Origin of the sequence: Nocardia sp. NPDC057272, from assembly GCF_042668615.1 — a bacterium.
Taxonomy (GTDB): domain Bacteria; phylum Actinomycetota; class Actinomycetes; order Mycobacteriales; family Mycobacteriaceae; genus Nocardia.
The window spans coordinates 56,625-82,794 of the sequence record NZ_JBHUYK010000009.1 but is presented as its reverse complement, the minus strand read 5'-3'; the positions used below and the strand labels follow the sequence as shown (position 1 = coordinate 82,794).

Genomic DNA, 26,170 nt, shown 5'->3' with positions numbered 1-26,170 from the left:
CAGGTGAGATGGGCGATAGCGGAGACGGGCGAGGGCGGCGCTCGGTTGTGTCCGCTCGATCAGGACGGTCACCCGGCGGGACCGGTGCTCGACGAGCCCTCGCTCGTCGAGGCGGTGCGCACCCGCCCGGACGTGGAGCGGTGGGTCTGGCGGTCCACGGCCGACATCTACCGCGCGTTGCTGGCAGCGGGCGTGTGGGTCGAACGGTGCTACGACGTCCAGGCGGCGGAGTCGTTGCTGATCGGCCACGAGGAAGGACAGGCGGGGCAGGCGCGCTCGCTGGCGGCGGCCTGGGCACGGTTGCACAACCTGGCCGTCCCGCCGGACGCGCCGGTGCGGGCCGCCGAGACGCAGCCGTCGCTGTTCGAGTCGGGTCCGGTGCCACTGCCGCCGGGGATCGACGAGTTCACCGCCCTGCTGGCGGTGTACGCGGGACAGGTCGCGCGCACCGCTCGCGCCGAGCATCCCGAGCGGATGCGACTGCTGCTCGCCGCCGAATCGGCGGGCATGCTCGTCGCCGTCGAGATGGGGCAGCTCGGAATTCCGTGGCGCGCCGACGTCCACCGCGAACTGCTGGATTCGATGCTGGGAGAGCGCTTTCCGGGGGGATCGGAACCGCGGCGGATGGCGGAACTGGCCGAGGAGGTGTCGCGGGCGTTCGGGACAGGAGTCCGAGTCCGGCCCGACCTGCCCGCCGACATCATCAGGGCTTTCGGTCGCGCCGGAATCCTGCTGTCCTCCACCAGGAAATGGGAGCTCCAGCGGATCGACCACCCGGCGGTCGCGCCGCTGCTGGCCTACAAATCGCTGTATCGCCTCTACACCGCGCATGGTTGGTCCTGGCTCGAACAGTGGGTGCACGGCGGACGCTTCCGCCCCGAATACCTACCCGGCGGCACAGTGTCCGGGCGCTGGACCACCAACGGTGGTGGCGCACTACAGATTCCGAAGATCGTCCGGCAAGCGATCCGGGCCGACCCCGGGTGGTCGCTGGTGGTCGCCGACGCCGACCAGATGGAGCCGCGGATCCTCGCGGCGATCTCGCGCGACCCGGGGCTGATGGAAGTGGCCGGTCGTGGCGAGGACCTCTACGCGGACCTGGCCGCCCGCGGATTCGGCGGCGATCGCGATCAAGCCAAGATCGCGCTACTCGGCGCCATCTACGGCCAGACCTCCGGCGACGCTCTGACCCACCTCGCGGGCCTGCGCCGGCGCTATCCCGCCGCCGTGGCCTACGTCGACGACGCCGCGCGCGCCGGCGAGCAAGGCCGTCTCGTCCGCACCTGGTTGGGGCGTACCTGCACGCCGCTGTCGGTCGCGCTCGACGACGCGGACCCGCCCCAGGACACCCGCACCGAGTTCGGCGCCGATTCCGCCGCCCGTGCCCGTGGCCGCTTCACCCGCAACTTCGTCGTGCAGGGCAGCGCCGCCGACTGGGCACTGCTGGTCCTGGCCGGAATCCGGCACGCGATCCGCGACCTCCGTGCGGAACTGGTCTTCTTCCAGCACGATGAAGTGATCGTGCACTGCCCGATCGAGGAGGCCGCTGTGGTGGCCGAAGCGATCGCCACCGCCGCAGACACCGCGGGCCGGATCGCCTTCGGGCAGACGCCGGTCCGCTTCCCGTTCACCACCGCCGTAGTGCAGTGCTACGGCGATGCCAAGTAGGAATCGCCGCCAGGTTAGTACGTCCCCCAGATGGGTCTAGCGTGGTCGCATGCTCAGTCTCGAACAGCTGGTCACATTCGGCGTGGCAGCCTTGATCATCATCGTGATTCCCGGCCCCAGCGTGGTCTTCGCCATCGGCAGGGCTCTCGCCCACGGCCGGTCTGTCGCATTGGCCAGCGTGGTAGGCAACACCCTTGGCCTGCTCACGGTGCTGGCGCTGGTCTCGGTCGGGCTCGGTGCGATCGTCGCCGAGTCGGCCACGGTGTTCTGGATCGTGAAAATCGCCGGCGCGGCCTACCTGGTCTACCTCGGGGTCACCGCGATCCGGCACCGCGCGGCGTTCGGAGCGGGCGACCTGGACCCGGAACGTTCCGCGTTGCCGTGGCGGACCTCGGTGCGGCAGGGCTTCGTCGTCGGCGCGTCGAACCCGAAGTCGTTCATCCTGGCCGCCGCCGTCGTACCGCAGTTCGTGGATCGAGGCGCCGGGCAAGTCCAGCTTCAGATCTTGCTGCTCGGCCTGATCGCGGTCGCGATCGCCTTGGTGTCGGACAGCCTGTGGGCGGTGCTGGCCGCGCGGCTGCGCGACTGGTTCAGCCGGTCGCCGCGACGCGAGGAGACGCTCGGGACCGTCGGGGGCTTGTCGATGATCGGGCTCGGCGTCTCGGTGGCGTTCACCGGCAACCATGCGAAATAGCGTTGTGACCAGTTCGAACGGCGACACCTGCCGCTCACGGGATTCGGCCGAACGGGGTGAGCTTCCCCCGATCCTGACAGCTCGAGAATGTCGGTCCGTAGATGTCGGTGGGTATCGGTAGCGTCTTGTCCGTGGAAACAGGGGAACGTATCCAAGAACTCGCCGACCGGATGGTGGCGCTGCGCGACGCCTACTACCAGGGGGCACCGCTGGTCGCCGACGCGGAATTCGATGCGATCGAAGACGAGCTGCGCGCCCTGATCGAGGCGCACCCCGACCTCGCACCGGACCCGAATCCGCTCGAGCAGGTCGGTGCGCCCGCGGTGCTGCACGCCCCGGTCCGGCACTCGCGGCCGATGCTGTCGCTGGAGAAGGCGACCAAGCCCGAGCAGGTCGAGGCGTTCTTCGATCGATTCCCCGGTCAGTCGGTGGTCGTGATGCCCAAGCTCGACGGCTTGTCGCTGGCGCTGGTCTTCGAGAACGGGCGGCTGGCGCGTGCTGTCACCCGCGGTGACGGCACCACCGGTGACGACGTGACCCCACTGGTCCGTGCCCTCGTCGACGGGGTCCCCGAGCGGATCGACCTGCCGGGCCGCGTCGAGGTGCGTGGGGAGGCGGTGATGTTGCGTTCGACCTTCCTGGCGTACAACGCCGCACACCCCGACAAGCCACTGATCAATCCGCGCAATGCCGCGGCGGGCACCCTGCGCGCGAAAGACCCGGCGACCGTGTCGGAACGGCGCTTGCAGTTCTTCGGCTTCGACCTGGATACCGCCGCCGACGACGCCGCGCACGACCTCGGGGAAGGACTGCGGGCGATCGGGGTCGCGGGTGCGCAGATGCGGCTGTGCGCCGACGCCGCGCAGGCCCAGGCGGCGATCACCGAGATCGAGCAGGGTCGCAACGATCTGGACTACGACATCGACGGCGCGGTATTACGGCTGGCCGATCGTGACGCCTACGCGGCGGCCGGAACCCGGTCGAACTCCCCGCGCGGTGCGCTGGCGTTCAAGTTCGCCGCCGAGGAGAAGACCACGCTGCTGCGCGAGGTGATCTGGGATGTCGGCAAGACGGGCAAGATCGTCCCCGTCGCCTGGCTCGAGCCGGTGTTCGTCGGCGGCACAACGGTCACGAAGGCGACGCTGGCGAACCAAGAGGTGATCCGCGCCCGTGACATCAAGGTCGGTGACACGGTGCTGGTGCGCCGCGCCGGTGATGTCATCCCGTTCGTGGCCGGTGTGCTCGACGCCGCCAAGCGCACGGGCGAGGAGCTCGAGATCATCTCGCCCACCGAGTGCCCCTCGTGCGCTCAGCCGGTCATCGAGCAGGGCAACAGCCGAGAACTGTTCTGTACCAACGTCGCCTGTCCCGCCCAAACAGTGCGCAGGCTGATCCACTGGGCCTCGCGCGCGGCGGCCGACATCGACGCCATCGGGGGAGTGTGGATCGAACGCCTCGCCGAGGCAGGCATTCTCGAAAGCCCGTCGGACTTCTACACGCTCACCAAGGAGCGGCTCCTCGAATTCGATCGCATCGGCGAGGTCTCCGCCGCGCGCATGATCGATTCGATCGACGCCAGCCGCCAGGTCGGTCTGCGCCGCGCTCTGATCGGCCTCGCCATCCCGATGGCCTCCGACGGCACCGCCGCGCGCCTGGCCCGGTCGGGCTTCGGCTCCCTCGAAGAGGTCGCCGACGCGGGCGAGGAACGACTGGTCGCGGTAGAGGACATCGGCCCGAAGGTCGCCGCCTCCCTGGTCGTCCACCTGACGCGGTTGCGTCCGGAACTGGACCGCCTGCGCGAGCTCGGTGTGTCCCTGGATGTGCGCGAGGAGGACCTGCCGCCGGTCATCGCGGCAGGCGCACCCCTCGAAGGCAAAACAGTGGTGATCACCGGTGCGATCAGTGACCCACGCTCCGGCGAGAAGGTGGCCCGCCCGACGTTCCAGCGCCTGTGCGAGCAGGCGGGCGCGACGGCGGCCTCCTCGGTCTCGGCGAACACCGACCTGCTCATCACCGGGGCGGGCGTCGGTGACAGCAAGCTGGCGAAGGCCGAGAAGCTCGGGGTCGAGGTCGTCGACCAGGGCGAGATCTGGAAGCTGCTGATCGACGCCAAGATCATCTGACGAGCGCGGCGATGCCTCACTCGGACTGATGGTCGGGGGTTCGGTCGGCGACGAAGTCCTTGGCCCAGCGGTAGTCGGGTTTGCCACTGGGGGAGCGGGAGATCGTGTCCGCCACCCAGATGCGTTTGGGGATCTTGTACCCGGCGAGGTGGGGGCGCAGATGGGTGCGCACGGCGTCGAAGTCCAGGGTGCGGTCGGCGGCGATCGAGATGATCGCCGCCACCTGCTGGCCCCACCGTTCGTGCGCGACACCGATGACGACCGCGTCGTAGATCGCGTCGTGTGACTTCACGACGGCTTCGACCTCCTCGGGGAACACCTTCTCCCCGCCGGTGTTGATCACCATGTTGCCGCGCCCGATCAGGGTGATCGAGCCGTTGGACTCGGCGCGGGCACGGTCGTCGGTGACCACGATGCGGGCACCGTCCACCGTCTTGAACAGCCGGGCAGTGCGTTCGGGGTCGTTGTAGTAGCCGAGCGGGACCGCGCCGGTCTTGGCCAGCCAACCCTCCTCGCCGGCGGCGACGGGCCGCCCGTCCTCATCGACGACCACCGCCCCGCGCCCGGTCTGCACTCGTGGTCCGCGTGCCGGATCGTCGTCCTTCTGCGCGAAACCGATACCGCCGAAACCGGTTTCGGACGAGCCGATCGAGTCCGACACCATCGACGTCGGAAACTGCTCCAGCAGCGCGTTCTTCACGGGCTGGGACAGCAGCGCGGCCCCGGAGGCGATGACGAGCAGCGAGGAGGCGTCCACCGGCTTCTCGCTGTAGGTGTCGATGAGCGGGCGAGCCATCGCGTCGCCGGTGATGACCATGACGTGCGGTTTGTGGGTAGCCACGGACTGCCAGATCCGCTCCGGGTCGAAGCGCGGCTCGAACAGCACGCTGTTGCCCGACCACAGGGCGTTGAAGGTCGGCATCATGGCCGCGGCGTGGATCAGCGGCGGGAGCACGAACCAGATGGCGGGCACACCTTGGGCGCCGGTCGCGGACTGCTGGAATTCGTCGCGCACCGGTTCACCGCTGTAGAAGTCGACGCCGCCACCGAGCACACGCCACATGTCCTCCTGACGCCACATGACGCCTTTCGGCATGCCGGTGGTGCCGCCGGTGTACATCATGAACAGGTCGTCCGCGGTGCGAGTGACCGAGGGGCGGATCGGGTTTCCCGCCTCGACAAGCTGCTCGTACAGGACCGCGCCGGTCTCGGGGGTACCGACGTCGCGGTCGTCGTCGACACAGATCGACAAGCGCAGCCCCGGAGCGAGCGCGAGGGCCGCGCGGACTGTCTCGGTGTAACAGGCGTGGTACAGCAGGACTTCGAGGTCAGCGTTGTTGTAGACATAGGCCAGCTCGGTCGGCCCGTACCGGTAGTTGATATTGATCGGGACGGCGGCCAGCTTGAAGCACGCGAGCAACGTCTCCATGGTCTCGATGCTGTTGTGCATCTGGAATCCGACGTGCGTGCCGTGGCCGACGCCCGCCTCGGCGAGCTGGTGCGCGAGCCGGTTGGCACGAATATCGAGTTCCCGGAACGTCACTCGACGATCGCGCTGAATCAGCGCGATCCGATCGGGCATGGCGTCGACGGAGTGTTCGAACAGGTCGGCGAAGTTGTTGGCCATGTCAATCCATCTCTCGACGATCTCTCACACGACGGTGAGCGGCAGGGGTTTGCCCCGGTCGGTGAAGGCGAAGCTCGCACCGGTGCTGAAGCGGGTCACCGCGACCTCGGACGCTTCGCGGAAGGGTTGTTCGGCCCGGTCGATCTCGACGGTCCAGCCGTGCTGGTCGGTGGCGGCCACCCGCGCGACGAATCGCGGGTCGACCCCACGCACAAGGGCATCGAGCGGGCGAAGGTCCTCGGGCGTCAGCATCGAGGGCCACGCACCGTCGGTCCGCGCCCCGCTGGAATGCGGAAACCGCAGACGCACCACAGAGTCCACTACCGCGATATCGATTCCCGTGTAGCCCAGCGGGTTCAATGCCGGATGCACGCGCAGAATCTTGGCCAGCGCAGCGGGATCGCGGCCGAGATCCAGGCAGTCGCGGATGCGCTCGGAGGTCAGCCCGGCGATCCCGGCGAACTGCTTGCGCCCGATGCCGAGGGCGGTCGCCGCATCGGCGCGTTCCCCGATGGCGACCATGAACCCGAGGGTCAGCAGGTGCTGTTGCAGGCAGATCTCGTCGGCCATCCGCCGCAACGCCGCATGGGAGAAATCGGCGAACCGCAGATCGCTCAGGAGCGGACCGGTGTAGTCGGACAGGCCCTCCTCGCTCGCGTCGATCTCGGCCAACTCCAGCCCCGCGGCAACGGAATTCGCGAGCAGCGCGGCGTTGCGGGGGACCTCGGGCGGGACGTGCGCGGAATCGATGACGACCGTCCACGCGCACACCGGAGTCCGGTCGGCGGGCATGCGCGGTGGGCGGTGCACCGGCCGCACCTGGGCGTGCGGGTTGGTGGCCAGGGCGGTGGCATCGAAGGTGGGGTCCTCGATGTCGTGGCACATCGCCACCACGAACTCCTCGCCCATCGGCTCCACATCGGCCAGCGCCCCGCAGTGATCGAGCCAGAACTCACCGTGATCGTGGTCGTCCACGCGGAACCGGAAGTCCATGAACTGCGGTGGCGCGCCGATGTCGAGTTGCAGCCCTTTGAAGATGGTTTCGACACTGTCGCCGGTGAAGCGCAACGCTCGCTGCATCCGGCGGGTGTAGATCGGACTGGCCAGCTGCCACTCCTCGATCGCGACCGCCGTCATTCCCTCGCGGCCGAAGGCGGCGATGGTGTGCGCCATCCCGGACCGGTCGATGAGGTGACCGCACAGCAGCAGTTCGGGGACCAGCGCGGCCAGCTGGTCTCGGGACAGTTCCGCGTACCTGCTCATCGACGTCACCACAGGGAAGCAGGCGATTCGCCGATGGGGTACCAGCCGGGCAGCGGGTCACGCGAGACGGAGCGCTCGATGCGCTGGTGCATGCCCGGCGACAGCGCGTTGTCGGTGATCATGTCGAGGAACATCGCCGAGACATTGCCGAAGTCGAAGAAGTCACGCTGCCAGGACCATTGGAAGTCGCCGCCGTAGCGGAACCAGCTGCCACCGATGCCCTCGGGGGAGTAGTGGCGTCCGTCAGCGCGCTTGCCCTCGTTGATCTGCTTCCAGAAGCCGATGACGGTGCCGCTGCGTTCGTCGACGACGAACTCCTGATACGGGTAGGTCCACCCCTCGAGGCCGAGCATCTCCTGGCCGAGTGCGTAGTCGCGGATCTCGTCGCGGCCGACGGCCATGAACTCCTGCTTGGGGCCATAGTTCCAGCCGTAGGTGGCGTCGGCCGTGTACATCTCGGCGAGGGGCTTCCAGTCACCCTTCTCCTCACATCGCTGGTTCTCCACGACCCAGCGCCGAATCATCTCGTCGAGTTCGGCCCGCTCGAAACTTGCCATCAGTCTGTGCCTTTCGCAGTGGAGTCGGATTCGCCACCGTCGGCGATCGACAGAGCTCGGGTGGGGCAGTAGCGGATCGCGGCCTCGACGGCCTTGTGCTCCGCGGCGCCCGGGGTGGCGTCGGTGATCTGGACCGGGCCGCGCTTGGGCACGGTGAAGACCGCGGGCGCCTCGTCCTGGCAGACGCCGTGTCCCTGACACAGGTCCAGGTCGACCACGATCCTCATGACGCTCCTCCGTCCGGCGTCGGCCGCAGCGGTGCCTCGGGCTGCACCTCGACCAGCACCATGTGCGCGCCCCGCGGGACCGAGACCACCGTCGCGACCGCGTCGGCGAGGTGGTGCGGTCGCAGCATGTAGGGGTGGCGGGCCAAGCCCCAGTTCTTCCAGTCCTGCAGTACCGGCCCGACGATCTCGGGAGTCGAATCCATGCCCATCCCGGTGAGGGTCGGACCGGGGCGTACCAGCGAGGCGCGAATTCCGGTGCCCTCCAGTTCCATTCGCAACTGACCGACCATCGCCTCCAGCCCGTTCTTGGCGGCGCTGTAGGCGCCGGACCGTGGCCGCGGGTTGTCGGCGCAATCGGAGCTGATCACGACCAGATCGCCGCGCCGCCGCGTGGTCATCCCGGGCAGTACCCGGTGCACGAGACGTTGCGCGCCGACGAGATGGACCTGCACCTGGAACAGGAAGCGTTCCGGGTCCATCTCCCCGACCAGGGAGAATTCGATATCGCCCGCGCCGGAGACGAGGATCTCGGTCGGCCCGAGCGTGCGCTCGGCGGCCGTCACGAACTCGTCGACGGAGTCGGCATCGGTGACGTCGAGACGGTGGGCGTACGCCTCGCCGCCACCGGCGCGGATCTTGGCCGCGATCTCCTCGCACAGCTCCACCCGGCGCGCGCCCAAGGCCACCGGATGGCCGAGTTCGGCGAGCGCGACGGCCGTCGCGGCGCCGATTCCGGAGGACGCGCCGGCGATCAGCGCGGGTCTGCGGTCGGGATGGGGTTCGAATCGGGGCACTAGCTGACCTCTACTGTGATGGGGAGTTTGGCGAAGCCACGGACGTTGGTGGAGTGCACCCGTTCGATGCCGTCGGCGTCGACGTTGTATCCGGTGACGCGCGAGGCGAATTCGCCGAGCACGATGGTGGCTTCGAGCCGGGCCAGGTGCGCGCCGAGGCAGAAGTGCACGCCCGCACCGAAACTGGCGAGTGCGCTGCTGTCGTTGCGGTCGATCACGTAGCTGTCGCCGTCGTCGAAGGCGGTCGCGTCGCGATTGGCCGAGCCGATCAGCAGCAGCACCTTGGCGCCTGCCGGGATGGTGCCGCCGTGGTAGTCAAGGTCGACCGCCGCGGTGCGGGCCACGATCTGGCTGGAGGTGTCGTAGCGCAGCGTCTCCTCCACCCAGTCGCTCACCAGCTCCGGCTCGGCGACCACCTTGGCGTATTCCGCGGGATTGGCCGCCGCCCAATAGAGTGCGTTGCCCAAGAGCTTGGTGGTGGTTTCGTTTCCGGCGACGACCATCAGGAACATGAAGCCGATGATCTCCTCGTCGGTGAGGGTGTCGTCGTCGATTTCGGCATCCAGCAGCGCCGAGGTGAGATCGTCGGCGGGCGCGGCGCGGCGCTGGGCGACCATGTCGGCGTAGTAGCCGAACAGCCGAATCGAGGCGTCGATCGCGTCGACGGGTACATCGAGGACGCCCTCTTCGCGGTGCACCACGAGATCGGCCAGCCGGCGGATCTCGGCGCGATCGGGCTCGGGCACGCCCATCAGTTCGGAGATGACGTCCATCGGCAATTTGCCCGCGACCTCGTCGATCCAGTCGAAGCTGCCGCGCGCGAGGGCCGGCTCGAGATGTTCCAGGGTGATCTCTCGGATGCGGACTTCCATCTCGGCGACGCGTTTCGGTGTGAATCCCTTGAAGACGAGCCTGCGCATCCGCATATGCCGTGGATCGTCCATCGCCAGGAACGACATCACCCGATGCGCATGCGGACCCCAAGCAGCCGGATCGAGGGAGACGCCATTGGCGCTGGAGAGCCGGTTGCTGTCGCGAAAAGCCGCGATCACATCGGAATGCCGGGAAAGCGCCCAGAAATCGAGATCGGGATTGTGATAAAGCGGTGCCTCGGTGCGCAGGCGGTGGTAAGTCGGATACGGATCATCGTGGAATCCGTAGTCGTACGGGTCGAAAGTCAGGGGTTCCACAGCGGCGCTCGTCATCGTGAATACCCCGGTTTCGATAGGTCGTCGCCGCCGGGTGCTGGGGTCGATCGCACCGAGGGAGACAGGTAGCTGGACATGTGTCTGGACGGTACCATCGACACAAGTTCGGCACAACGGTTTCCGGGCTGAAGGAGGGCCTCGACCGGCCGTTGTCGGCGGATTTCGAGGCTGGTCAGAAATCTGGACCAGTGTCTGGAATGTGGTCCAAATCATATGGTACGGTCACCGCCATGGCAGGGGTAGACGGCGAAGTCGCACCGGCTCGGGTCGGTGCGGCGGACACGGGCGACCCGGATGTACCGCAGGCGGAACAGGCGAGTGCGGCCCGGATAATTCGACGCAACTTCTCCGAGACCGTCCTTTCGAGCGTGGCAACGCTCGGCCGGGCATTGCGGATGGGCGCCGGCGCCGTCTATCTCGGGGCGAACGACGCCGTTCGCGGGCGATTCCAGATACACGAAACTCTCGCGCAGGCCTGGTTTCTGATCAGAGTTACCGCGGTGCCGAGCATTTTGATGGCCATTCCGTTCGGTGTCATCGTTTCCGCCCAGGTCGGCAATATCGTGTCCGAACTCGGCGCCGATTCGATGATCGGTGCCGCGGGTGGTCTCGGCGTCATCAAACAGGGCGCGCCGATGGCCACCGCGATGCTGCTCGGCGGTGCGGGCGCCGCCGCGATCGCCGCCGATCTGGGGGCGAGAACCATCCGTGAAGAAGTCGACGCGCTCCGGGTGATGGGCATCGACCCGGTGCAGCGGCTGGTGGTGCCCCGCATCGCGGCCATGATGCTGGTCGCGCCGCTGCTCAATATCTTGATCATCTTCGTCGGTATCAGCTCCGGGTTCGTGGTCGCGGTATCGGCGTTGAACGTCACCCCGGGCAGCTACTGGCAGTCCTTCGGTTCCTTCACCACCTCGATCGACGTGTGGGTCTCGCTGGTCAAAGCGTTGATCTTCGGGTTCCTGGTCGTCGTGATCGCCTGTCAGCGCGGGTTGGAGGCCAAGGGTGGACCGCGCGGTGTCGCCGACGGGGTCAACGCGGCCGTGGTGATGTCGATCGCCGCGGCCGTGGTGCTGAACACCGTGATCACCCAGGTGGTCACCATGTTCTTCCCGGTGAGGATGGCCTGATGAGCGCCGCTCCATACTATCCCGCCGGGCTGCGCTGGGTGGGCAGACTCCGGCGCCGCGGTATCCGGCCGCTCGGTCCGATCGAGTCGATCGGCTTCGTGATCGGCTTCGGCTGGCAGGTGCTCTCGTCGGTGCCCTACACGCTGGTGCACTACCGGCGGCAGACGGTCACGATGGTGACGGACATGACGTGGGGTCGCGGTTCGGTGATCATCGGCGGCGGCGTGGTGCCCCTGATGCTGTTGCTCGGCGCCGCCATGGGCGCGTCCATCGGCATCGAGGCGTTCAGCGCGCTGAACCTGTTGTCGCTGGGTCAGCTCAGCGGTCTGATCTCGGCCTTCGGGGTGACCCGCGAGCTCGCGCCGATCGCGGCCGGGATCGGCTTCGCGGCCCAGGCCGGGTGCCGGATGACCGCCGAGATCGGTTCGATGCGCATCTCCGAGGAGATCGACGCGCTGGAATCACTCGGGATCCGGTCGGTGCCCTTTGTGGTCACGACGCGGGTCATCGCCGGGATCTTCGCCGTCGCACCCGCATTCGTGGTCGCGCTGATTCTGAGCTACGCCTCCTGCGCCTTCATCGTGACGACCATCCACGGCACACCGACCGGGACCTACAACCACTACTTCGATCAGTTCGTGGTCGGGTGGGACGTGTTTGCCGCGACCGTCAAGGTGATGGTGTTCGCCATCGCCGTCGTGCTGATCCATTGCTATCAGGGTTATTTCGCCACGGGCGGCCCCGAAGGCGTCGGCATCGGTTCCGGGCGCGCCATTCGGGCGAGTCTGGTGGCGATCATCGCGCTCGACATGGTCGCCACCATCGCACTGTGGGGATTTCAATCCCCCGTCACGTTCACCGGGTGATGCCATGCCTGCCTACGCCCTGCCGGGAACCGAAGTCGGGCCGCTGCGCGCCCGGATCCTCGGCGCGCTCGCCATCGCGCTCGCGCTACTCGCCGTGCTGGTCTGGCGCGTGGTCCCCGACAGTGTGCCCGCCGACCAGATCCGGGTCGCGCTGCTGGTCGGCGAGGTCGGCGAGGGAGTGGGGGAGGGCACCGATGTCCGGCTCGACGGTGTGCGGGTCGGCTCGGTCCACACGATCGACTTCGCCGGCCGGAGCAAGCAGCGCATCGAGCTGACGCTGAGCGGGTCTCAGCTGTTCGGCCTGACCGACGCGCTGGCCGTCGACTACGCGCCGGGAAACCTGTTCGGCATCAGCGCCATCGAGCTGCACTCGACGGTGGGCGGTGCTGAGCTGGTCGACGGTTCGATTGTCGACTTGACCGGTCGTGACGCTGATCGGGTCCACGACGCCACGCTCTCCGCCTTGCTGAAAGCAACGGGACAGCTCACCGACGAGGTGCTGACACCGAAACTCGTCGCCTTGCTCAGTACCGTCTCCCGCGATCTGACGGCGTTCACCCCGCTGCTGGAAGCCATCGGCACGACCGCCCGCTCCTATGCCGAGACCAGGCAGCTACCGCCCTCGGTGCTGTTCGAGCAGTTCGGTTCGGCGCTGACCGGTCTGCCGCCGATGCTGACCGGCGGCCTGACGCTGCTGAACGCGGAGTACACGAACAAATACCTGGCGGTCCCCGATCAGCTCCAGCGGTTCGGCCGGATGTTCGAGGGCGTCCAGTACCAATTGCTGCCGACGGTCACGCGACTGTTCAGCACCTCTCAGCAGTACTTCGGGGAGATCCTGCCCATGCTCAGCCTTGTCCTCGACCGCCTCGCCGCCTCGGTCAGCACCCCGCAGCGCTCGGCGCAGCAGCTGCGCGAGCTGCTCACCCGACTCGACACCGCCTTCCAGGACACATTCGAGGGCCCGGTGCTCCGAGCCGACGTCGCGCTCGACGGTGTGCCGGGTCTGGCCGCGCCGCTGGCCGCGATGCTCGGGGGCGGGCACTGATGACAACGCGTGCCCTGCTGATCCGGGTAGCCACCGCGGTCGCGCTGATGGCAGTGGTGCTGGTCGGCGTCCTGCGCGTGATCGAGCGACCCGTCGACGGCGAAACCGACACCTATACAGCGCTGTTCACCGATGCGAACGGGCTGCGCAGCGGTGACGACGTGCGCCTCTACGGGGTGCAGGTCGGCAAGGTGGTGGCCGTCGAACTCGACGGCGCGCTCGCCCGCGTGCGCTTCACCGTCGCGCGGGATCGGACGCTGTTCATCAACTCCCGGATCGCCATTCGCTACCAGAACCTCACGGGTTTCCGGTATCTGGGCGTCGAACAACCCGACCAGCCGACGGGCCGACGTGATCCGGCGTCGGTTTTCAGCACCGCGGAGACGGTGCCGGACTTCGACATCACCCGTCTGTTCAAGGGTTTGCAGCCGGTGCTGGCCGAACTCTCTCCCGAGGATCTCAACCAGTTCGCGACCAGCATCCTCGCGGTGATCCAGGGCGACGGTACAGGTCTCGGCCAGGCACTGGGCGCCATCGACAAGCTCAGCCGCTTCGCTTCCGACCGTCAGATGGTCCTGTCGACGCTCGCGCGCAACCTCGCCGAGGTCGCCGATCATCTCGACGGAAAGTCGGGCAACGCCATCACGCTGCTGACCAATCTGACCAACCTGTTCATGGCCATCACCGCGAAACTGCCCGGGCTGGTGGACTTCTCGATCGGTATCCCCGGTGTGCTGAAACCGCTGCGCAGCATGCTGACCGTCTTCGGGGTCACCGGCGAGCCGAACAGCGATCTCGACGCGGCGCTCACCAGAGCCTTCCCCGATCCGTACGAGGCGGTGGCCGCGTTCGAGAGTCTGCCCGGCCTCATCCAGTCGATGACGCGCGCGATTCCCCAGACCGGGCCCGACCTCACCTGCTCGCACGGTGACGCCACCGCACCGCCACCGCTGCAAGTGCTCATCGCCGGACAGGGGATCGTGCTGTGTCATCGATAACGCGCCGACGCGCCGTCAACGACCCCCGCGTAGGTGAATTGCGCTGGGGGATAGCGGGAATGTGCGCCGCGGTACTGCTCCTGGTCGCGATCGGTCTCGTCCATGTCACCGGAACCACCTCGCAGAGAACCTATTCCGCCGACCTGACCGAGGCAGGTTCGGTCCGCGTCGGCGACGATGTGCGGCTCGCCGGGATCCCCGTCGGGAAAGTGGCCTCGCTGGACCTGCTGCCCGACCGGGTCAGGATGAAGTTCACCGTCGCCGCCGACGCGTTCATCGGCGATCAGACCACCCTCGATATCCGGATGCTGACCTTTGTCGGCGGCTACTACGTGGCGGTGCTGCCCGCGGGCACGCGACCGCTGGGGGATGCGGTGCTGCCCGCGCAGCGAGTGATCGTGCCCTACAACCTGACCCGGGCATTCCAGGACGCGGTGGAGCCGGTGCGCCGCATCGACGGCGAGGTCTTCCGACGCGACCTCGCTGCGCTGTCCACCGCGATCGACAAGAGCCCGGACGCGGTGCGGTCGGCCGTGCGCGCCGCCGGTGACGTGGTCGCGATCCTGGACGAGCAGAACGCGGACATCTCGCGCACCCTGTCCATCGCCGACGAGTACCTCAGCGCACTGCGGGCCAACGCCGAGGTGCTGGCGAACCTGATCATCACCCTCGGCACGCTCGAGCAGATCATCCAGACCAACAAGGTGGTGGTCGCGGATTCCCTGATCGATCTGTCGGTCGTCCTGAAACAGGTCACGCCGCTCGGGCGCGCGTGGGACGCCTCGATCGCGCAGCGGGTGGCCCCGCTCGCCGCGGCGGTCCCCGCGCTCGAAGAGCTCGGTACGCGCCTGGGCGCCCTGTTCGATTCCGTGCGCGCGCTGGAGCAGCGCTTGCTCCCGCTGCTTCCGCCGGGCGGCGGGGTGAGCGTCGATCAATCCGGGGCGACGATCCAGCTACCCGCGGTCTGCGTACCACTGCCGGGGGGTGGCTGTTGATAGCGAAACAGGTACTCGGATCGCGGGGGTTGATGTCGGTCGCGGTGGTCCTGACGCTCGTCCTCGCCGGCGCGCTCGGCCTGCGACTGAGCACGCCGAACCCGCCGATGCGGGCCTACTGCGCCGACATGCCCGACAGCATCGGACTGTACGAAGGCAGCGCCGTCACGGTGCTGGGGGTGCCGGTCGGGCGGGTCACCGACATCAGCATCGCCGGTGCTTCGGCGCGCGTCGAATTCACCGTCCGCGCCGACCGCAAGCTGCCGCTCGAGGTCGGGGCGGTGACGGTCAGCGACACCTTGATCGCCGACCGCCGACTGGCCCTCATCGGCAACGAACCTGTCGGGCCGGGCTGGGATTCGAGCGCGTGCATCACCAAAACCCTGACGCCCAAGAGCCTCACGCAGACCTTCGACGCCCTCGCCGGTCTGGCCGACCAGCTCAACGGCACGGGCGATCCGGCGCAGCGGACCGCCCTCGGCGCCGGGATCACTGCCCTCGATCGCGCCACCGCGGGAACGGGCGAGCAGATCAACGACATCATCGTCGCGCTGAGCCGGGCACTGGCCGCACCCGATGCGGCGATCGGTCACCTCGGGCAGTTGCTCGACGCGCTCACCGAGCTCGCGCACCGCGCGCGCGGCGGCTGGTCGCAGGTGGAGACGACGGTGACCGGGTTGCCGCAGACATTCGACGACATCGTCACCATCGCCTTTCCCCCGGTGATCGCTATAGTCGCCACCCTCGCCGATCTGCTGCCCCAGCTCAACGATGTGATCATGATGTTCGGCTCGCCCGGACTGCGCGCACTGGACGCGGTGCCCGATCTGTCGCGGATGATCGCGGCGGGGGTCGGCTCGCTGGCCGACGTCATCGCGATGGCGCCTGCTGTCGCCAGTGGCTTCGCCGGTGCCGTCGACCCGGCCACCGGCGCGCTGACCATCGGCTACGCGCCGCCGAAACTCGCACTCGCCCAGCAGGACTCGGCCCAGATCTGCGCGGCCGTGCAGGTCGTCACCGGGCAGGTGTGCGTTCCTTCGGAAAGTGGTGCGATGACGATTCCCGCGATGCCCGTCCTGCTGGGAGCGGTGAGTGCCCGATGAAACGTGCCGCCCTGCTCGTCCTCGCGGTGCTGCTCGCCGCCACCGGTTGCGGATTCCAGCCCGCCGATCTGCCCGTGCCGGGCGCCGATGTCGGCGGACCCACCTACCCGCTACGGATCGAGTTCGCCGACGTCCTCAATCTCCCGCAGGGGGCCAAGGTGATCGCGGCGGGTGTCCGCGTCGGCGGGCTCACCGGGGTCACCCTGGTCGATCCCGTCCCCGCCACGGCGGATCGGGCGGCCGTGCCGGGGTATGCCGTCGTCGATGTCGAGATCCAGCAGTCGGTCCGGCTCCCGGTGGGCACCACCGCCGAACTGCGCCAGGAGACGCCGCTCGGCGACGTCCACATCGCCCTGAGCGATCCCGCCGACACGACCGCGGGCGAGCTGACAGCCGGCGCGACCATTTCGCTCGCCAACACCACCCAGTCGCCGCCGATCGAGGACATCCTGGCCGGGCTGTCCACCTTCATCGGCAGCGGCGCGGTGACCGACTTCCAGGACATCGTGCGCACGATGAACGGGGTCTTCCCCGACGATCCGCGCGAAACAGCCAGGATCGCAGACATTCTCGGCGCCGATATCGCCGACCTCGGCAGCCACCTGAACTCGGTCGACGCCCTGCTCGACGGCATGGAAGCCACCGTCGAAGACGGGATGCGGCACAACGTGCCGATTCTCGACGAGCTGCTCACCCCCTACGGCGTCCAACACACCACCGATGCGGTGAACACCCAGATCAGCGTCATCTTCGTGCTGACCGCACTCGGCCCGGTCGCGCCGAGCGTGCAGTGGCTCGGCCCGCTGCTGTCCTCCCTGGACGACACCACCCGCGCCGTGGTCCCCATGCTGCTGGGCAGCCACCCCCTCGACACCGACGCGCCCTCGAACATGAAGGCGCTCATCGACCTGATCAACACCGACCTGGTCCCGTTCGCGCGACACGGACCGAAGGTCGACCTGTCGATCACCCCCGGCGAACACACCGAGCGGATCGTCGATTCCCTGCGAATGATCGGCCTGGTGCGATGAATCTTCGTGCGACAGTGTCACTCTCGGCGATCATGGCGGTGCTGATCTTCGGGGTCGGGTACATGTCGCTCGGTGTGCTGCGGCTCGATCCGCGAATCAGCTACCGCACCGCGGATCTGCGGCTGGCGAACTCGGGCGGGCTGGCGCCGAACTCACCGGTCCTGCTCTCCGGTGTCCAGGTCGGGCGCACCGAGTCGGTGCGAAAACAGGCCGACGGTGTGCTCGTCCGGTTGCGCATCGACAGTCGCTACCGCGTCCCGGTGTCCAGCGATGTCCGCATCGAGCAGTTGTCGGCGCTGGGCGAGCCCTACATCGCCTTCGCACCGGAGTCGGGGGCAGGCCCGTATCTCGAGGACGGCCAGGTCGTCGCGGCGGACCGCGTTCACCTGCCGACGACCATCACCGCGCTCTCGGCCCGGCTGGTCGAGCTGCTCGACCAGATCCGTCCCGAGGCGATCGCGAACCTGGTCGACACCTTCGATCGCGCGCTGGCCGGGACCGATGCCGCGATGGGGACCCTGCAGCGGTCATCGACGCTGCTCGCGGCGACGCTGCTCAGCCGCACCGCAGCGATTCGGCAGCTGTTCGCCGACATCCAAGCCCTCGGCGGTGACATGGCGTGGCTCGGACCGTCACTCGCTACGGCGGGCCCGCTGTTCGGCGAGTTCGGTGTCACGCTGAACGCGATCGTCGAGTCCGGTTCGGAGCTCGTGGAAAGCCGTCCGGTCGACGACTACTTCACCGGCGACGGCCTGGTTCCCTTCCTCGACAACCTGACCGCCCTGATCACCGAGATCGGCCCGAGTATCGCCCCGCTGGGACAGATTCTCGGCCCGGTGGTCACCGATGCGGTACATCGGACGCCGGCCATCGACATCAGCACCCTGATCGACCAAGCACTGCAGAACGTGGACGCCGACGGCACCGTGCACTTCCGCCTCGGCGTCAAATAGCCGGACAAAGGAACTGACCATGAGTACAGCGACCGAAGCAGAAGCCACCGCTACCGGCGAGCAGGCGCCGCGCACCGTCTCCGTCCGGCTCTCGACCGTTCTGGTCAGCGGCACGATCGGGGTGCTCGTCGCCGCGGTCGTCACGTTCGCGGCGCTGTATTTCTCGGCGCGGGCGACGATCGCCGAGCGCGACGCGCGCGCGGCCGACGCCGAGCGCGTGGAGCAGATCGCGACCGGCTACGGCGTCGGCGCGTCCACGATCGACTACCGCGACGTGCCTGCCTGGTTCGCCCGGCTCAAGACCGGCACCACCGGGTCTCTGGCCGCCAAATTCGACGCCACCGCACCGCAATTGGAGCAGATCCTGCTCCCGCTGCAGTGGACGTCGAAGGCGAACCCGCTGTCGGCGAAGGTGATCTCGGAAGCCGGTGGCATCTACAAGGTCAACGCCTACCTCGACGTGGTCTCCACCAGCGCCCAGACGCCCGAGGGGACGCGGACCACCGTCACCTATTCGCTCACCGTCGACCGGAATTCCGACTGGCAGATCACCGAGGTGGGTGGCCTGCAGAACGCCCTGCCGACGAAATGATCAGTAGGCGATGAAGAGGATCTCGTCCGGGGTGTAGTCGTGGCCGGGGTGGTTCGCGGCCAGGTGCTCCTGGGTCTGCTTGATCAGATCGGCCTCGTCGGTGCCACGAATGCTGACGCCGCAGGGGCAGTTGAGACGAGTCTTCATCGGTGTTCTCCTTGGGTTCCGGCTATCCGAGCATGTTTCCGGACAGTAGTCCGGATTGTATTCCAGGTCATGTGTTAGCGTCACCCGCATGGGAGCTGTAGACGAGATCTCCGCCGGTACCAGCGACCTGTTCGCCCTCGCCGAACAGACCGTCGGATTCATGCCGCCGGAGGAGGGACAGGCGCTCTACACGGCCGCCCGCGCGTACGCGGGTGACGGAATCATCATGGAGATCGGCACCTACTGCGGCAAGTCGACCGTCTATCTCGGCGCCGCGGCCCGCGAAACCGGTGCCACCGTGTGCACCGTGGACCACCACCGTGGCTCCGAGGAACACCAGCCGGGCTGGGAGTACCACGACACCAGCATGATCGACCCGGAGACCGGCGTCTTCGACACCGTGACCGCGTTCCGGCGCACCATGATTCGCGCGGATCTCACCGACACGGTGACCGCGATCATCGGCTCGTCGAGTGCCGCCGCACGCCTCTGGCGGGCCCCGCTGCGCATGCTGTTCATCGACGGCGGCCACACCGAGGAAGCCGCCCAGCGCGACTACGACAACTGGGTGCACTGGGTGGCCGGCGGCGGGCTGCTCGCCATCCACGACGTTTTCCCCGATCCCGCCGACGGTGGTCGCGCGCCGTTCAACATCTATCGACGCGCGATCGACAGCGGCAAATTCCGCGAACTCTCGGTCACCGGTTCGCTGCGCATCCTGCAGCGAACCGCCGCATGTAACTGAGCCGGATCACCGGGGGAGTGCGTCGCGGAAGATGCCGTTGCCCGCGGTGGTGCGGCTGAGGGCGTCGGCGGCGAGCACGACCGCCGCCGCGGTCCACGTGGTGCGCTCCTCGGGCCAGCGCTTGCCGTCGGTGAAAACGAGTCCGGTCCAATAGGATCCGTCCGATTCGCGCAGATGCTGCATCGCGGCGAACAGCGTGCTCGCGGCGGCGGTGTCGCCGATGGCATCGAGTGCGAGCACCAGTTCGCAGGTCTCGGCGCCGGTGACCCACGGTGCGTCGGACACGCAGCGAATGCCGAGATCGGGGACCACGAATTCGTTCCAGTGCCGCGCTATCCGGTCCGCGGCCGCCGCGCCGCGCACCGCGCCGCCGAGGACCGGGTAGTACCAGTCCATGGAGTAACGGCTCTTGTCCAGGAACGCTTCCGGATGACGGCGCAGAGCGTTGCCGAGCCGCCCGCGAGCCACCGCCCAATCCGGTCGCGGGTCGCCCACCCGCTCGGCGAGGGTCACCGCACAGCCGAGACTGTGGAAGATGCTGGAGCAGCCGGTCAGCAGAGCCTCCCCCGACGACCCGGATTCGTTTGCCGACCAATGGATCTCGCCGTGGGCGCCCCGTTGCAGCCCGAGGACGAAGTCGATGCCGGCGCGGACTGTCGGCCACATCTCCGCGGCGAACCCGGTATCGCCGGTGATCGTGAGGGCGTGCAGAACACCGGTGGCCAGGTAGGCGCAGAAATTGGTGTCGGAGTCGTGGTTCTCGATCACGCCCGCGCGGACCTGCATGGGCCACGACCCGTCGGACCGCTGCGATTTCGCCGACCAGATGTAGGCCTCACGGGCCACGTCCCACAATCCGCCCACGGTGAGCGCCATCGCGGACTCGATGTGATCCCACGGATCGGTGTGGCCGCCGCTGAACCAGGGGATCGCACCGTCGGGTTCCTGTGCGGCGGCGATGGATTCGGCGGTGCGCCGGATCTCGCACGCGGAGACGACCCCGGCAACGGCGGGCAGTTCAGCGGGCATCACTGCGCACCGCCGGTTTGGTGAAGTAGAGGGCGACGGACTTGCCGACCAGTGGGTTCAGCAGACGTTCGGCCGTGCGCGTCAGCGCGGGCGCCGACATCATGTCCCACACCAGCATGCGGTGATAGGCGCTCACCAGCGGATGGTCGTCGTTGCGCACGCCGACAGCGCATTTGAGCCACCAGAAGGGCGAGTGCAGGGCATGCGCGAAGTCCTGGTGGTGGTAGCGCAGGCCGCGCGCGGTGATCTTGTCGCGCAATTCGTCGGCGCGATAGATGCGCACGTGGCCGCCCTCGTTGGCGTGGTATTCGTCCGACAGCGCCCAGCAGATGCGTTCGGGCAGCCAGCGCGGCACCGTGACCGCCAGCGCGCCGCCGGGTTTGAGCACCCGCACCAGCTCGATGACGGCGCGGTTGTCCTGCGGGATGTGCTCGAGGATCTCCGAGGCGATGACCACATCGAATTCGTCGTTGCCGTAGGGCAGGTCGAGCGCGTCGCCGCGCACGGTCTCGGCCTTCGCGTACTCGGGGGCTTCGCCGACCTCGGCCATGGCCTGGAACATCACGTCCACGTCGGCCAGGTCGGCGGCGTTCTGGTCGAAGGCGACGACGTCGGCGCCGCGGCGATACGCCTCGAAGGAGTGTCTGCCCGCACCACAGCCGATGTCGATTACCCGTGATCCGGGGCCGACGCCCAAGCGGTCGAAATCGACGGTCAACATGGGGCCTCCGGAAAAGGGTGGGAAGGGATCGTGGTCGGGAAACGCCGGGCGACGGCCTGCTCGTAGATCGCGACGGTCTGCGCCGCGACGGCCGCCCAGCTGAACAACGCGAGGACGCGGCTCCGCCCGGCCGCTTCCATGCGGGCGCGCCGGTCGGGATCGGTGAGCAGCTCGCCGAGCACCCGGGTCAGGGCGTCCACGTCGCCAGGAGCGACCAGTTCGGCGCAGTCGCCGACGACCTCGGGCAGTGCCCCGGCTCGGCTGGCGACGAGGGGTGTGCCGCTCGCCATCGCTTCGACGGCCGGCAGCGAAAACCCTTCGTACATCGAGGGAATGCAGGCGATCTGGGCCGAGGCGAGCAGTTCGGCCAGCTGCTCGTCGCTGACTCCGCTGACCGGGGTGACGATATCGGCGATGCCGAGTTCGGCGATCAGCTTCTCGGTAGGGCCGTTGGGCTCCAGCTTCGCGACGAGCCGGAGCTCGACCTCATGGGTATGGCGCAGCCGGGCAACGGCTTTGAGCAGATGCGCGATGCCCTTGAGTGGTTTGTCGGCGCTGGCGACCGCCACGATCCGCCCACGCACCCGTGGTGTCGAGCGCGGCCGGAACAGCTCGGTGTCCACCCCGAGGGGGACCGTGTACAGGTGCCCCGGGCGCACCCCGAAGTCCTCGGCGATGTCGGCGGCCGAGGACGACGAGACGGTGATCAGATCCGGAATCCGGCGTGCCACCTGCTGTTGCATGCCGAGGAATCCGTACCAGCGCCGCACGAACAGTTTGCGCCGCCACGGCGTCGCCGCCAGGTCCACCGCGCGGTCGCGGGTGATCGGATGGTGCACGGTCGCCACCAGCGGCAACCGCTCGGCGATGGCGAGCAGGCCGTAGCCCAGGCACTGATTGTCGTGCACCACATCGAATTCCGTGGCGCGCGCGGCCAGCAGCTTGGCCACGCGCAAGCTGAACGTGCGAGGTTCGGGGAACCCGGCCGTCCACATGGTGGCGAGCTCGAGCAGGTCGACGCGATCCCGGATCTCGCGGGGATGCGGTGTGCGAAAAGGGTCTTCGTCGCGATACAGGTCCAGGCTCGGCACCTCGGTGAGCCGCACCCGCGGGTCGAGATCCTCGGGATAGGGCTGGCCGGAGAACACCTCGACCTGGTGGCCGAGATCGACGAGTCCCTGACTCAGGTACCGCACATAGACACCCTGCCCGCCGCAATGCGCCTTGCTCCGATATGACAGCAGCGCGATCCGCATCAGTGCACCGTTCCCGACTCGTAGCTGACCTGCCAGTGTTTGATGCCGTTGATCCAACCCGATCGCAGCCGCTGTGGCTCCGAAACCTGGGACAAATCGGGCATCACGTCGGCGATGGCGTTGAAGATCAGCTCGATCTCGAGCCGGGCCAGGTTCGCGCCGACACAGAAATGCGCGCCGGTACCGCCGAAGCCCAGATGCGGATTGGGGTCGCGCGAGATGTCGAAGCGGAACGGGCTCTCGAAGGCGTCCTCGTCGAAATTGGCTGAGCTGTAGAACAATCCGACGCGCTGACCGGCGCGGATGAGTTGTCCGCCGAGCTCGGTGTCGGCGGTCGCGGTGCGCTGGAACACCGTCACCGGCGTCGCCCAGCGCACGATCTCGTCGGGCGCGGTCCGTGGCCGCTGTCGCTTGTAGAGCTCCCACTGATCCGGATTGTCGATGAACGCCTTCATCCCGTGGGTGATGGCGTTGCGGGTGGTCTCGTTGCCCGCGACCGCGAGCAGGATCACGAAGAACCCGAACTCGTCGGAGCCGAGCGCCTCCCCGTCGAGATCGGCGTGCACGAGCCTGCTGACGATGTCGTCGCTGGGTTCGATGCGGCGCTGCTCGGCCATGTTCCAGGCGTAGCCGAGGATCTCCATCGCCGCGGTGGACGAGGCGTCGGTGGTCGTGGCGTCGCCGTACTCCGGGTCGTCGTAGTTGAGCATCTGATTCGACCAGTCGAACAGCTTGCGGCGGTCCCGCTGGGGGACCCCGACGAGTTCGGCGATGGCTTGCAGCGGAAGCTCACACGCCACCTGTTCGACGAAATCACCGCTACCGGCCGCACGCGCCGCGGCCACGATCGCCCCTGCCCGTTCGGTCAACGCCGCGCGCAACCCCTCGACCGCGCGTGGCGTGAACCCTTTGGCGATGATGCGCCGGATCTTGGTGTGTTTGGGCGGATCCATGTTCAGCAGCAGGGCGCCGGTGAGTTCGATCTGCTCGGGTGTCACCTCGCCGGGCAACCGGATCACCGAGCCCTTGCGCTCGGAGGAGAACAGCTCCGGATTACGCGAAACCTCCTTGATGTCCTCGTGTTTGGTGATCACCCAGTAGCCGCCGTCGCGGAAGCCGCCCGACTGCGCGTCGGTCTGGGCGTTCCACCACACCGGTGCGGTCCGGCGGAGCTCGGCGAATTCCTGGACGGGGTTGCGGGATTCCCACAGGGCCGGATCGGTGAAATCGAATCCGGCAGGGATGGATGTCGCGGACACAAGTGACCTCCGCTCGCGCTCAGCGCTGCCTGCGGCGGTAGCGGACGCGGCAGGGCTGCTGCAACTGCACCACCATCTTGGAATGGTCGTTGCGGTAGGTGTCCGACGGCTGTGCGAGCTCGAACTCCCAGTCCCGCAGCAGAATCGAGAAGATCGCCTTGAGCTGCATGAGCGCGAACGGCGCGCCGACGCAGCGGTGCCTGCCCGCGCCGAACGGAATCCAGGTCCAGCGGTTGAGGATGTCGTCCTGGCGCGGGTCGAGATAGCGCGCGGGATCGAAGGCGTCCGGGTCGGGGAAGTCCTCCGGAATCCGGTTGGAGACCGCGGGGGTGGCGGCCACCATGTCGCCCGGCTCGATGCGGTGCCCGCACACCTCGAACTCACCGCGCGCCAGGCGCATCAGGATGATCAGCGGCGGATGCAGCCGCAGGGTCTCCTTCAGCGCGGCTTCCAGATTCGGAATCTGGCGCAGCGCATGGTGACTCACGTCAGCGCCGTCGGCGTAGAGCTCGTCGAGTTCGGCGACCACCCCGGCCAGCGTCTCGGGATGGCGCAGCAGTTCGATGATCGTCCAGGCCGCGGTGCCCGAGGTGGTGTGGTGGCCGGCGAACATCATCGAGATGAAGATGCCGGTGATCTCGCTGGCCGAGAACCGCAGCGCCCCGTTCTCGTCCTTCACCGAGATGAGGACATCGAGCATGTCGCGATCGTCTTTGCTGGTGGGCGGATCCGCCTCGCGCTGATCCATGATCGCCTGCACCAGCTCGACCAACGCCGCGCGCGCCGCGTCACGCCGGACGAAACTCTCGATCGGCGCGTACGGGTCCACGTAGGCCAGGGCGTCGGTGCCCTGCTCGAGCTCGTGATAGAGATGCGCGAAACGTCCGTCGAGCTGATTGCGGAACTTCACCCCGATCAGACAGGCCGAAGAGGTGTAGATGGTCAGCTCGGCGAAGAACTCGAGCAGATCGATCTCGCCCTCGTCGTCCCACTGCGCGACCATCTGATCCACTTCACGGGCGATGGTGCCCGCGTGCCCGCGCATGTGATCCGCGCGCAGCGCCTGGTTGTGCAGCATTTCCTTGCGGCGCTCGGGGGGTGCGTCGAACACCACGCCCTCACCGAAGATCGGCTTCATGAACGGGTAGGCCGCGCCCTGGTCGAGATCGTCGTCGCCGGCCCGGAAGAAGAATTCATTGGCCTCGGCGCCGGACAACAGGACGACATCACGTCCGGCGAGCTCGAAGGATCCGACATCGCCGCACTCGGCGCGAACGCGCCGCATCAGGGCGATCGGGTCGGTGCGGAACTCGGCCAGGTGCCCGTGTTCGTCCTCGCCTCCGGACACGCGCTGCGGTTTGACCAGCGTCATTGGAAAGTCCTTCCCGGAATACTGTCCAGACACTAAATGGACATGTGTCTGGACAGTACTACGGCTTCCGGATGCGCGACAAGGTTCGGGCCGAATCCGACGGACGGTTCGCTAGCTGTCCGTGGCGGGTGTGGCCAGTAATCGGCGTGCGCAGATCTCGAGCAGGTCGGCGACCTGCGCATAGGACAGCAGGCCCATCCCGCCCTGGAGAAGCGCCCCGGAGTACAGCAGTTCGAGCGCGGCCAGGCTCTCCGGATCCTTCGTACCGAGGGCTTCGCCGAGCCGGTGGCGGATCTCGCGGCCGATGCGCACCCGCAGGTGCCGCACATCGGGATCGTCGCCGAGCATGGCGCTGCTGACCGCTCCGGCCAGGGCTGGTTCGTCGGCCACCAGCATCGAGACCTGGCGAAGAACGGCGACCACGCGCGCGGTCCGGTCGGCCTCGCCGGTCGCCAGCGGCGGCATGGCGACCAGCCGCCGCCAGAACACCTCGGAGATCAGGTGTTCCTTGGAGGAGAAATACGTGTAGGCCGTGGCGGTGCCGACGCCGGCCGACGCGGCGACGAGCCGGATCGTCGTCCCCGAATAGCCCTCGCGTGACAGCACGTCGACGGCGGCGACGGTCAGGCGGTCCACCGTATCGGCCTGCTTTTCGGTCAAGCGTCGGCGAGTTGCTTCGATGCCGGTAGGCGCGATTTCGGACATGTGTCTGGATGGTACTACAGCCTGGTGTACGGACCAATGAACGAACCATGGTCTTGCGT

Annotated in this window: 26 protein-coding genes; 13 read left to right on the top strand and 13 right to left on the bottom strand. The window is 67.8% G+C overall.

What is annotated here, in order from left to right; translation table 11 throughout:
* Positions 1-3 precede the first annotated feature (3 nt).
* From ACFULV_RS15255 to ligA, 3 genes are all read left to right on the top strand, one after another.
* A complete protein-coding gene (locus ACFULV_RS15255) occupies positions 4-1,668 on the top strand; it encodes a bifunctional 3'-5' exonuclease/DNA polymerase (RefSeq protein ID WP_378656896.1) in 1,665 nt (554 codons plus the stop codon).
* Positions 1,669-1,717: 49 nt separating this feature from the next.
* The gene (locus tag ACFULV_RS15250) at positions 1,718-2,362 is read left to right on the top strand and encodes a LysE family translocator (RefSeq protein WP_378656893.1); all 645 of its coding nucleotides are present in this window, start codon (positions 1,718-1,720) and stop codon (positions 2,360-2,362) included.
* A 131-nt stretch (positions 2,363-2,493) separates the two neighbouring features.
* A complete protein-coding gene (gene ligA, locus ACFULV_RS15245; RefSeq protein ID WP_378656890.1) occupies positions 2,494-4,485 on the top strand; it encodes an NAD-dependent DNA ligase LigA in 1,992 nt (663 codons plus the stop codon).
* A gap of 16 nt (positions 4,486-4,501) precedes the next feature.
* Here ligA and ACFULV_RS15240 read toward each other — a convergent pair whose 3' ends face one another.
* The 6 genes from ACFULV_RS15240 to ACFULV_RS15215 are packed head-to-tail and all read right to left on the bottom strand — an operon-like array spanning position 4,502 to position 10,158.
* Positions 4,502-6,112 (bottom strand): acyl-CoA synthetase, encoded by a 1,611-nt coding sequence (locus tag ACFULV_RS15240; RefSeq protein ID WP_378656887.1) that lies wholly within the window; start codon positions 6,110-6,112, stop codon positions 4,502-4,504.
* A gap of 24 nt (positions 6,113-6,136) precedes the next feature.
* Positions 6,137-7,375, bottom strand: coding sequence for a hypothetical protein (locus ACFULV_RS15235; protein WP_378656884.1), 1,239 nt, complete (start codon positions 7,373-7,375; stop codon positions 6,137-6,139).
* A 5-nt stretch (positions 7,376-7,380) separates the two neighbouring features.
* The gene (locus ACFULV_RS15230; RefSeq protein ID WP_378630289.1) at positions 7,381-7,932 is read right to left on the bottom strand and encodes a nuclear transport factor 2 family protein; all 552 of its coding nucleotides are present in this window, start codon (positions 7,930-7,932) and stop codon (positions 7,381-7,383) included.
* On the bottom strand, positions 7,932-8,159 hold the full coding sequence (locus ACFULV_RS15225; protein WP_378656881.1) for a ferredoxin: 228 nt from the start codon (positions 8,157-8,159) through the stop codon (positions 7,932-7,934). Before ACFULV_RS15225 ends, ACFULV_RS15230 begins: the two co-directional genes overlap by 1 nt.
* Positions 8,156-8,953 carry an SDR family oxidoreductase gene (locus ACFULV_RS15220; RefSeq protein ID WP_378656880.1) on the bottom strand — a complete coding sequence of 266 codons (798 nt, stop codon included), beginning with the start codon at positions 8,951-8,953 and terminating at the stop codon, positions 8,156-8,158. Before ACFULV_RS15220 ends, ACFULV_RS15225 begins: the two co-directional genes overlap by 4 nt.
* The gene (locus ACFULV_RS15215) at positions 8,953-10,158 is read right to left on the bottom strand and encodes a cytochrome P450 (RefSeq protein ID WP_378656878.1); all 1,206 of its coding nucleotides are present in this window, start codon (positions 10,156-10,158) and stop codon (positions 8,953-8,955) included. The genes ACFULV_RS15220 and ACFULV_RS15215 overlap by 1 nt, the downstream gene beginning before the upstream one ends.
* Positions 10,159-10,391: 233 nt before the next feature.
* On the opposite strand from ACFULV_RS15215, the gene ACFULV_RS15210 reads away from it, so the two are divergent.
* Genes ACFULV_RS15210 through ACFULV_RS15170 form a run of 9 tightly spaced genes read left to right on the top strand, consistent with a single transcriptional unit; the run spans position 10,392 to position 18,877 of the window.
* Positions 10,392-11,291 carry an MlaE family ABC transporter permease gene (locus tag ACFULV_RS15210; protein ID WP_378656877.1) on the top strand — a complete coding sequence of 300 codons (900 nt, stop codon included), beginning with the start codon at positions 10,392-10,394 and terminating at the stop codon, positions 11,289-11,291.
* Positions 11,291-12,157, top strand: coding sequence for an ABC transporter permease (locus ACFULV_RS15205; RefSeq protein WP_378630298.1), 867 nt, complete (start codon positions 11,291-11,293; stop codon positions 12,155-12,157). The genes ACFULV_RS15210 and ACFULV_RS15205 overlap by 1 nt, the downstream gene beginning before the upstream one ends.
* Positions 12,158-12,161: 4 nt before the next feature.
* Positions 12,162-13,205 (top strand): hypothetical protein, encoded by a 1,044-nt coding sequence (locus ACFULV_RS15200; protein WP_378656874.1) that lies wholly within the window; start codon positions 12,162-12,164, stop codon positions 13,203-13,205.
* The gene (locus ACFULV_RS15195) at positions 13,205-14,203 is read left to right on the top strand and encodes an MlaD family protein (RefSeq protein ID WP_378656871.1); all 999 of its coding nucleotides are present in this window, start codon (positions 13,205-13,207) and stop codon (positions 14,201-14,203) included. Before ACFULV_RS15200 ends, ACFULV_RS15195 begins: the two co-directional genes overlap by 1 nt.
* On the top strand, positions 14,191-15,198 hold the full coding sequence (locus ACFULV_RS15190; RefSeq protein ID WP_378656869.1) for an MlaD family protein: 1,008 nt from the start codon (positions 14,191-14,193) through the stop codon (positions 15,196-15,198). Before ACFULV_RS15195 ends, ACFULV_RS15190 begins: the two co-directional genes overlap by 13 nt.
* A 32-nt stretch (positions 15,199-15,230) precedes the next feature.
* A complete protein-coding gene (locus ACFULV_RS15185) occupies positions 15,231-16,301 on the top strand; it encodes an MlaD family protein (protein ID WP_378656866.1) in 1,071 nt (356 codons plus the stop codon).
* Positions 16,298-17,332 carry an MlaD family protein gene (locus ACFULV_RS15180; protein ID WP_378656863.1) on the top strand — a complete coding sequence of 345 codons (1,035 nt, stop codon included), beginning with the start codon at positions 16,298-16,300 and terminating at the stop codon, positions 17,330-17,332. The genes ACFULV_RS15185 and ACFULV_RS15180 overlap by 4 nt, the downstream gene beginning before the upstream one ends.
* Positions 17,329-18,285: an MlaD family protein gene (locus tag ACFULV_RS15175; protein WP_378656860.1), complete on the top strand. Its 957-nt coding sequence runs from the start codon at positions 17,329-17,331 to the stop codon at positions 18,283-18,285. The genes ACFULV_RS15180 and ACFULV_RS15175 overlap by 4 nt, the downstream gene beginning before the upstream one ends.
* A gap of 19 nt (positions 18,286-18,304) precedes the next feature.
* A complete protein-coding gene (locus ACFULV_RS15170; protein ID WP_378656857.1) occupies positions 18,305-18,877 on the top strand; it encodes a hypothetical protein in 573 nt (190 codons plus the stop codon).
* Here the strand turns inward: ACFULV_RS15170 and ACFULV_RS15165 are convergent, their stop codons facing one another.
* Complete coding sequence (locus ACFULV_RS15165) at positions 18,878-19,024, bottom strand: DUF1059 domain-containing protein (RefSeq protein ID WP_378630312.1); 147 nt, start codon at positions 19,022-19,024, stop codon at positions 18,878-18,880.
* A gap of 88 nt (positions 19,025-19,112) precedes the next feature.
* Between ACFULV_RS15165 and ACFULV_RS15160 the strand changes: the two genes are divergently transcribed.
* On the top strand, positions 19,113-19,769 hold the full coding sequence (locus tag ACFULV_RS15160; RefSeq protein WP_378656854.1) for a class I SAM-dependent methyltransferase: 657 nt from the start codon (positions 19,113-19,115) through the stop codon (positions 19,767-19,769).
* Positions 19,770-19,775: 6 nt separating this feature from the next.
* On the opposite strand, the gene ACFULV_RS15155 is transcribed toward ACFULV_RS15160, so the two are convergent.
* The 6 genes from ACFULV_RS15155 to ACFULV_RS15130 all read right to left on the bottom strand — a co-directional run bounded on the left by ACFULV_RS15155 (position 19,776) and on the right by ACFULV_RS15130 (position 26,111).
* A complete protein-coding gene (locus ACFULV_RS15155; protein WP_378656851.1) occupies positions 19,776-20,798 on the bottom strand; it encodes a prenyltransferase in 1,023 nt (340 codons plus the stop codon).
* Positions 20,788-21,519 (bottom strand): class I SAM-dependent methyltransferase, encoded by a 732-nt coding sequence (locus tag ACFULV_RS15150; protein WP_378656849.1) that lies wholly within the window; start codon positions 21,517-21,519, stop codon positions 20,788-20,790. The genes ACFULV_RS15155 and ACFULV_RS15150 overlap by 11 nt, the downstream gene beginning before the upstream one ends.
* Complete coding sequence (locus ACFULV_RS15145) at positions 21,513-22,775, bottom strand: glycosyltransferase family 4 protein (protein WP_378656846.1); 1,263 nt, start codon at positions 22,773-22,775, stop codon at positions 21,513-21,515. The genes ACFULV_RS15150 and ACFULV_RS15145 overlap by 7 nt, the downstream gene beginning before the upstream one ends.
* The gene (locus ACFULV_RS15140) at positions 22,775-24,034 is read right to left on the bottom strand and encodes a cytochrome P450 (RefSeq protein ID WP_378630321.1); all 1,260 of its coding nucleotides are present in this window, start codon (positions 24,032-24,034) and stop codon (positions 22,775-22,777) included. The genes ACFULV_RS15145 and ACFULV_RS15140 overlap by 1 nt, the downstream gene beginning before the upstream one ends.
* 19 nt (positions 24,035-24,053) lie before the next feature.
* The gene (locus ACFULV_RS15135; RefSeq protein WP_378656843.1) at positions 24,054-25,406 is read right to left on the bottom strand and encodes a cytochrome P450; all 1,353 of its coding nucleotides are present in this window, start codon (positions 25,404-25,406) and stop codon (positions 24,054-24,056) included.
* Between the two features lie 111 nt (positions 25,407-25,517).
* The gene (locus tag ACFULV_RS15130; protein WP_378656840.1) at positions 25,518-26,111 is read right to left on the bottom strand and encodes a TetR/AcrR family transcriptional regulator; all 594 of its coding nucleotides are present in this window, start codon (positions 26,109-26,111) and stop codon (positions 25,518-25,520) included.
* Between the last annotated feature and the right edge of the window lie 59 nt (positions 26,112-26,170).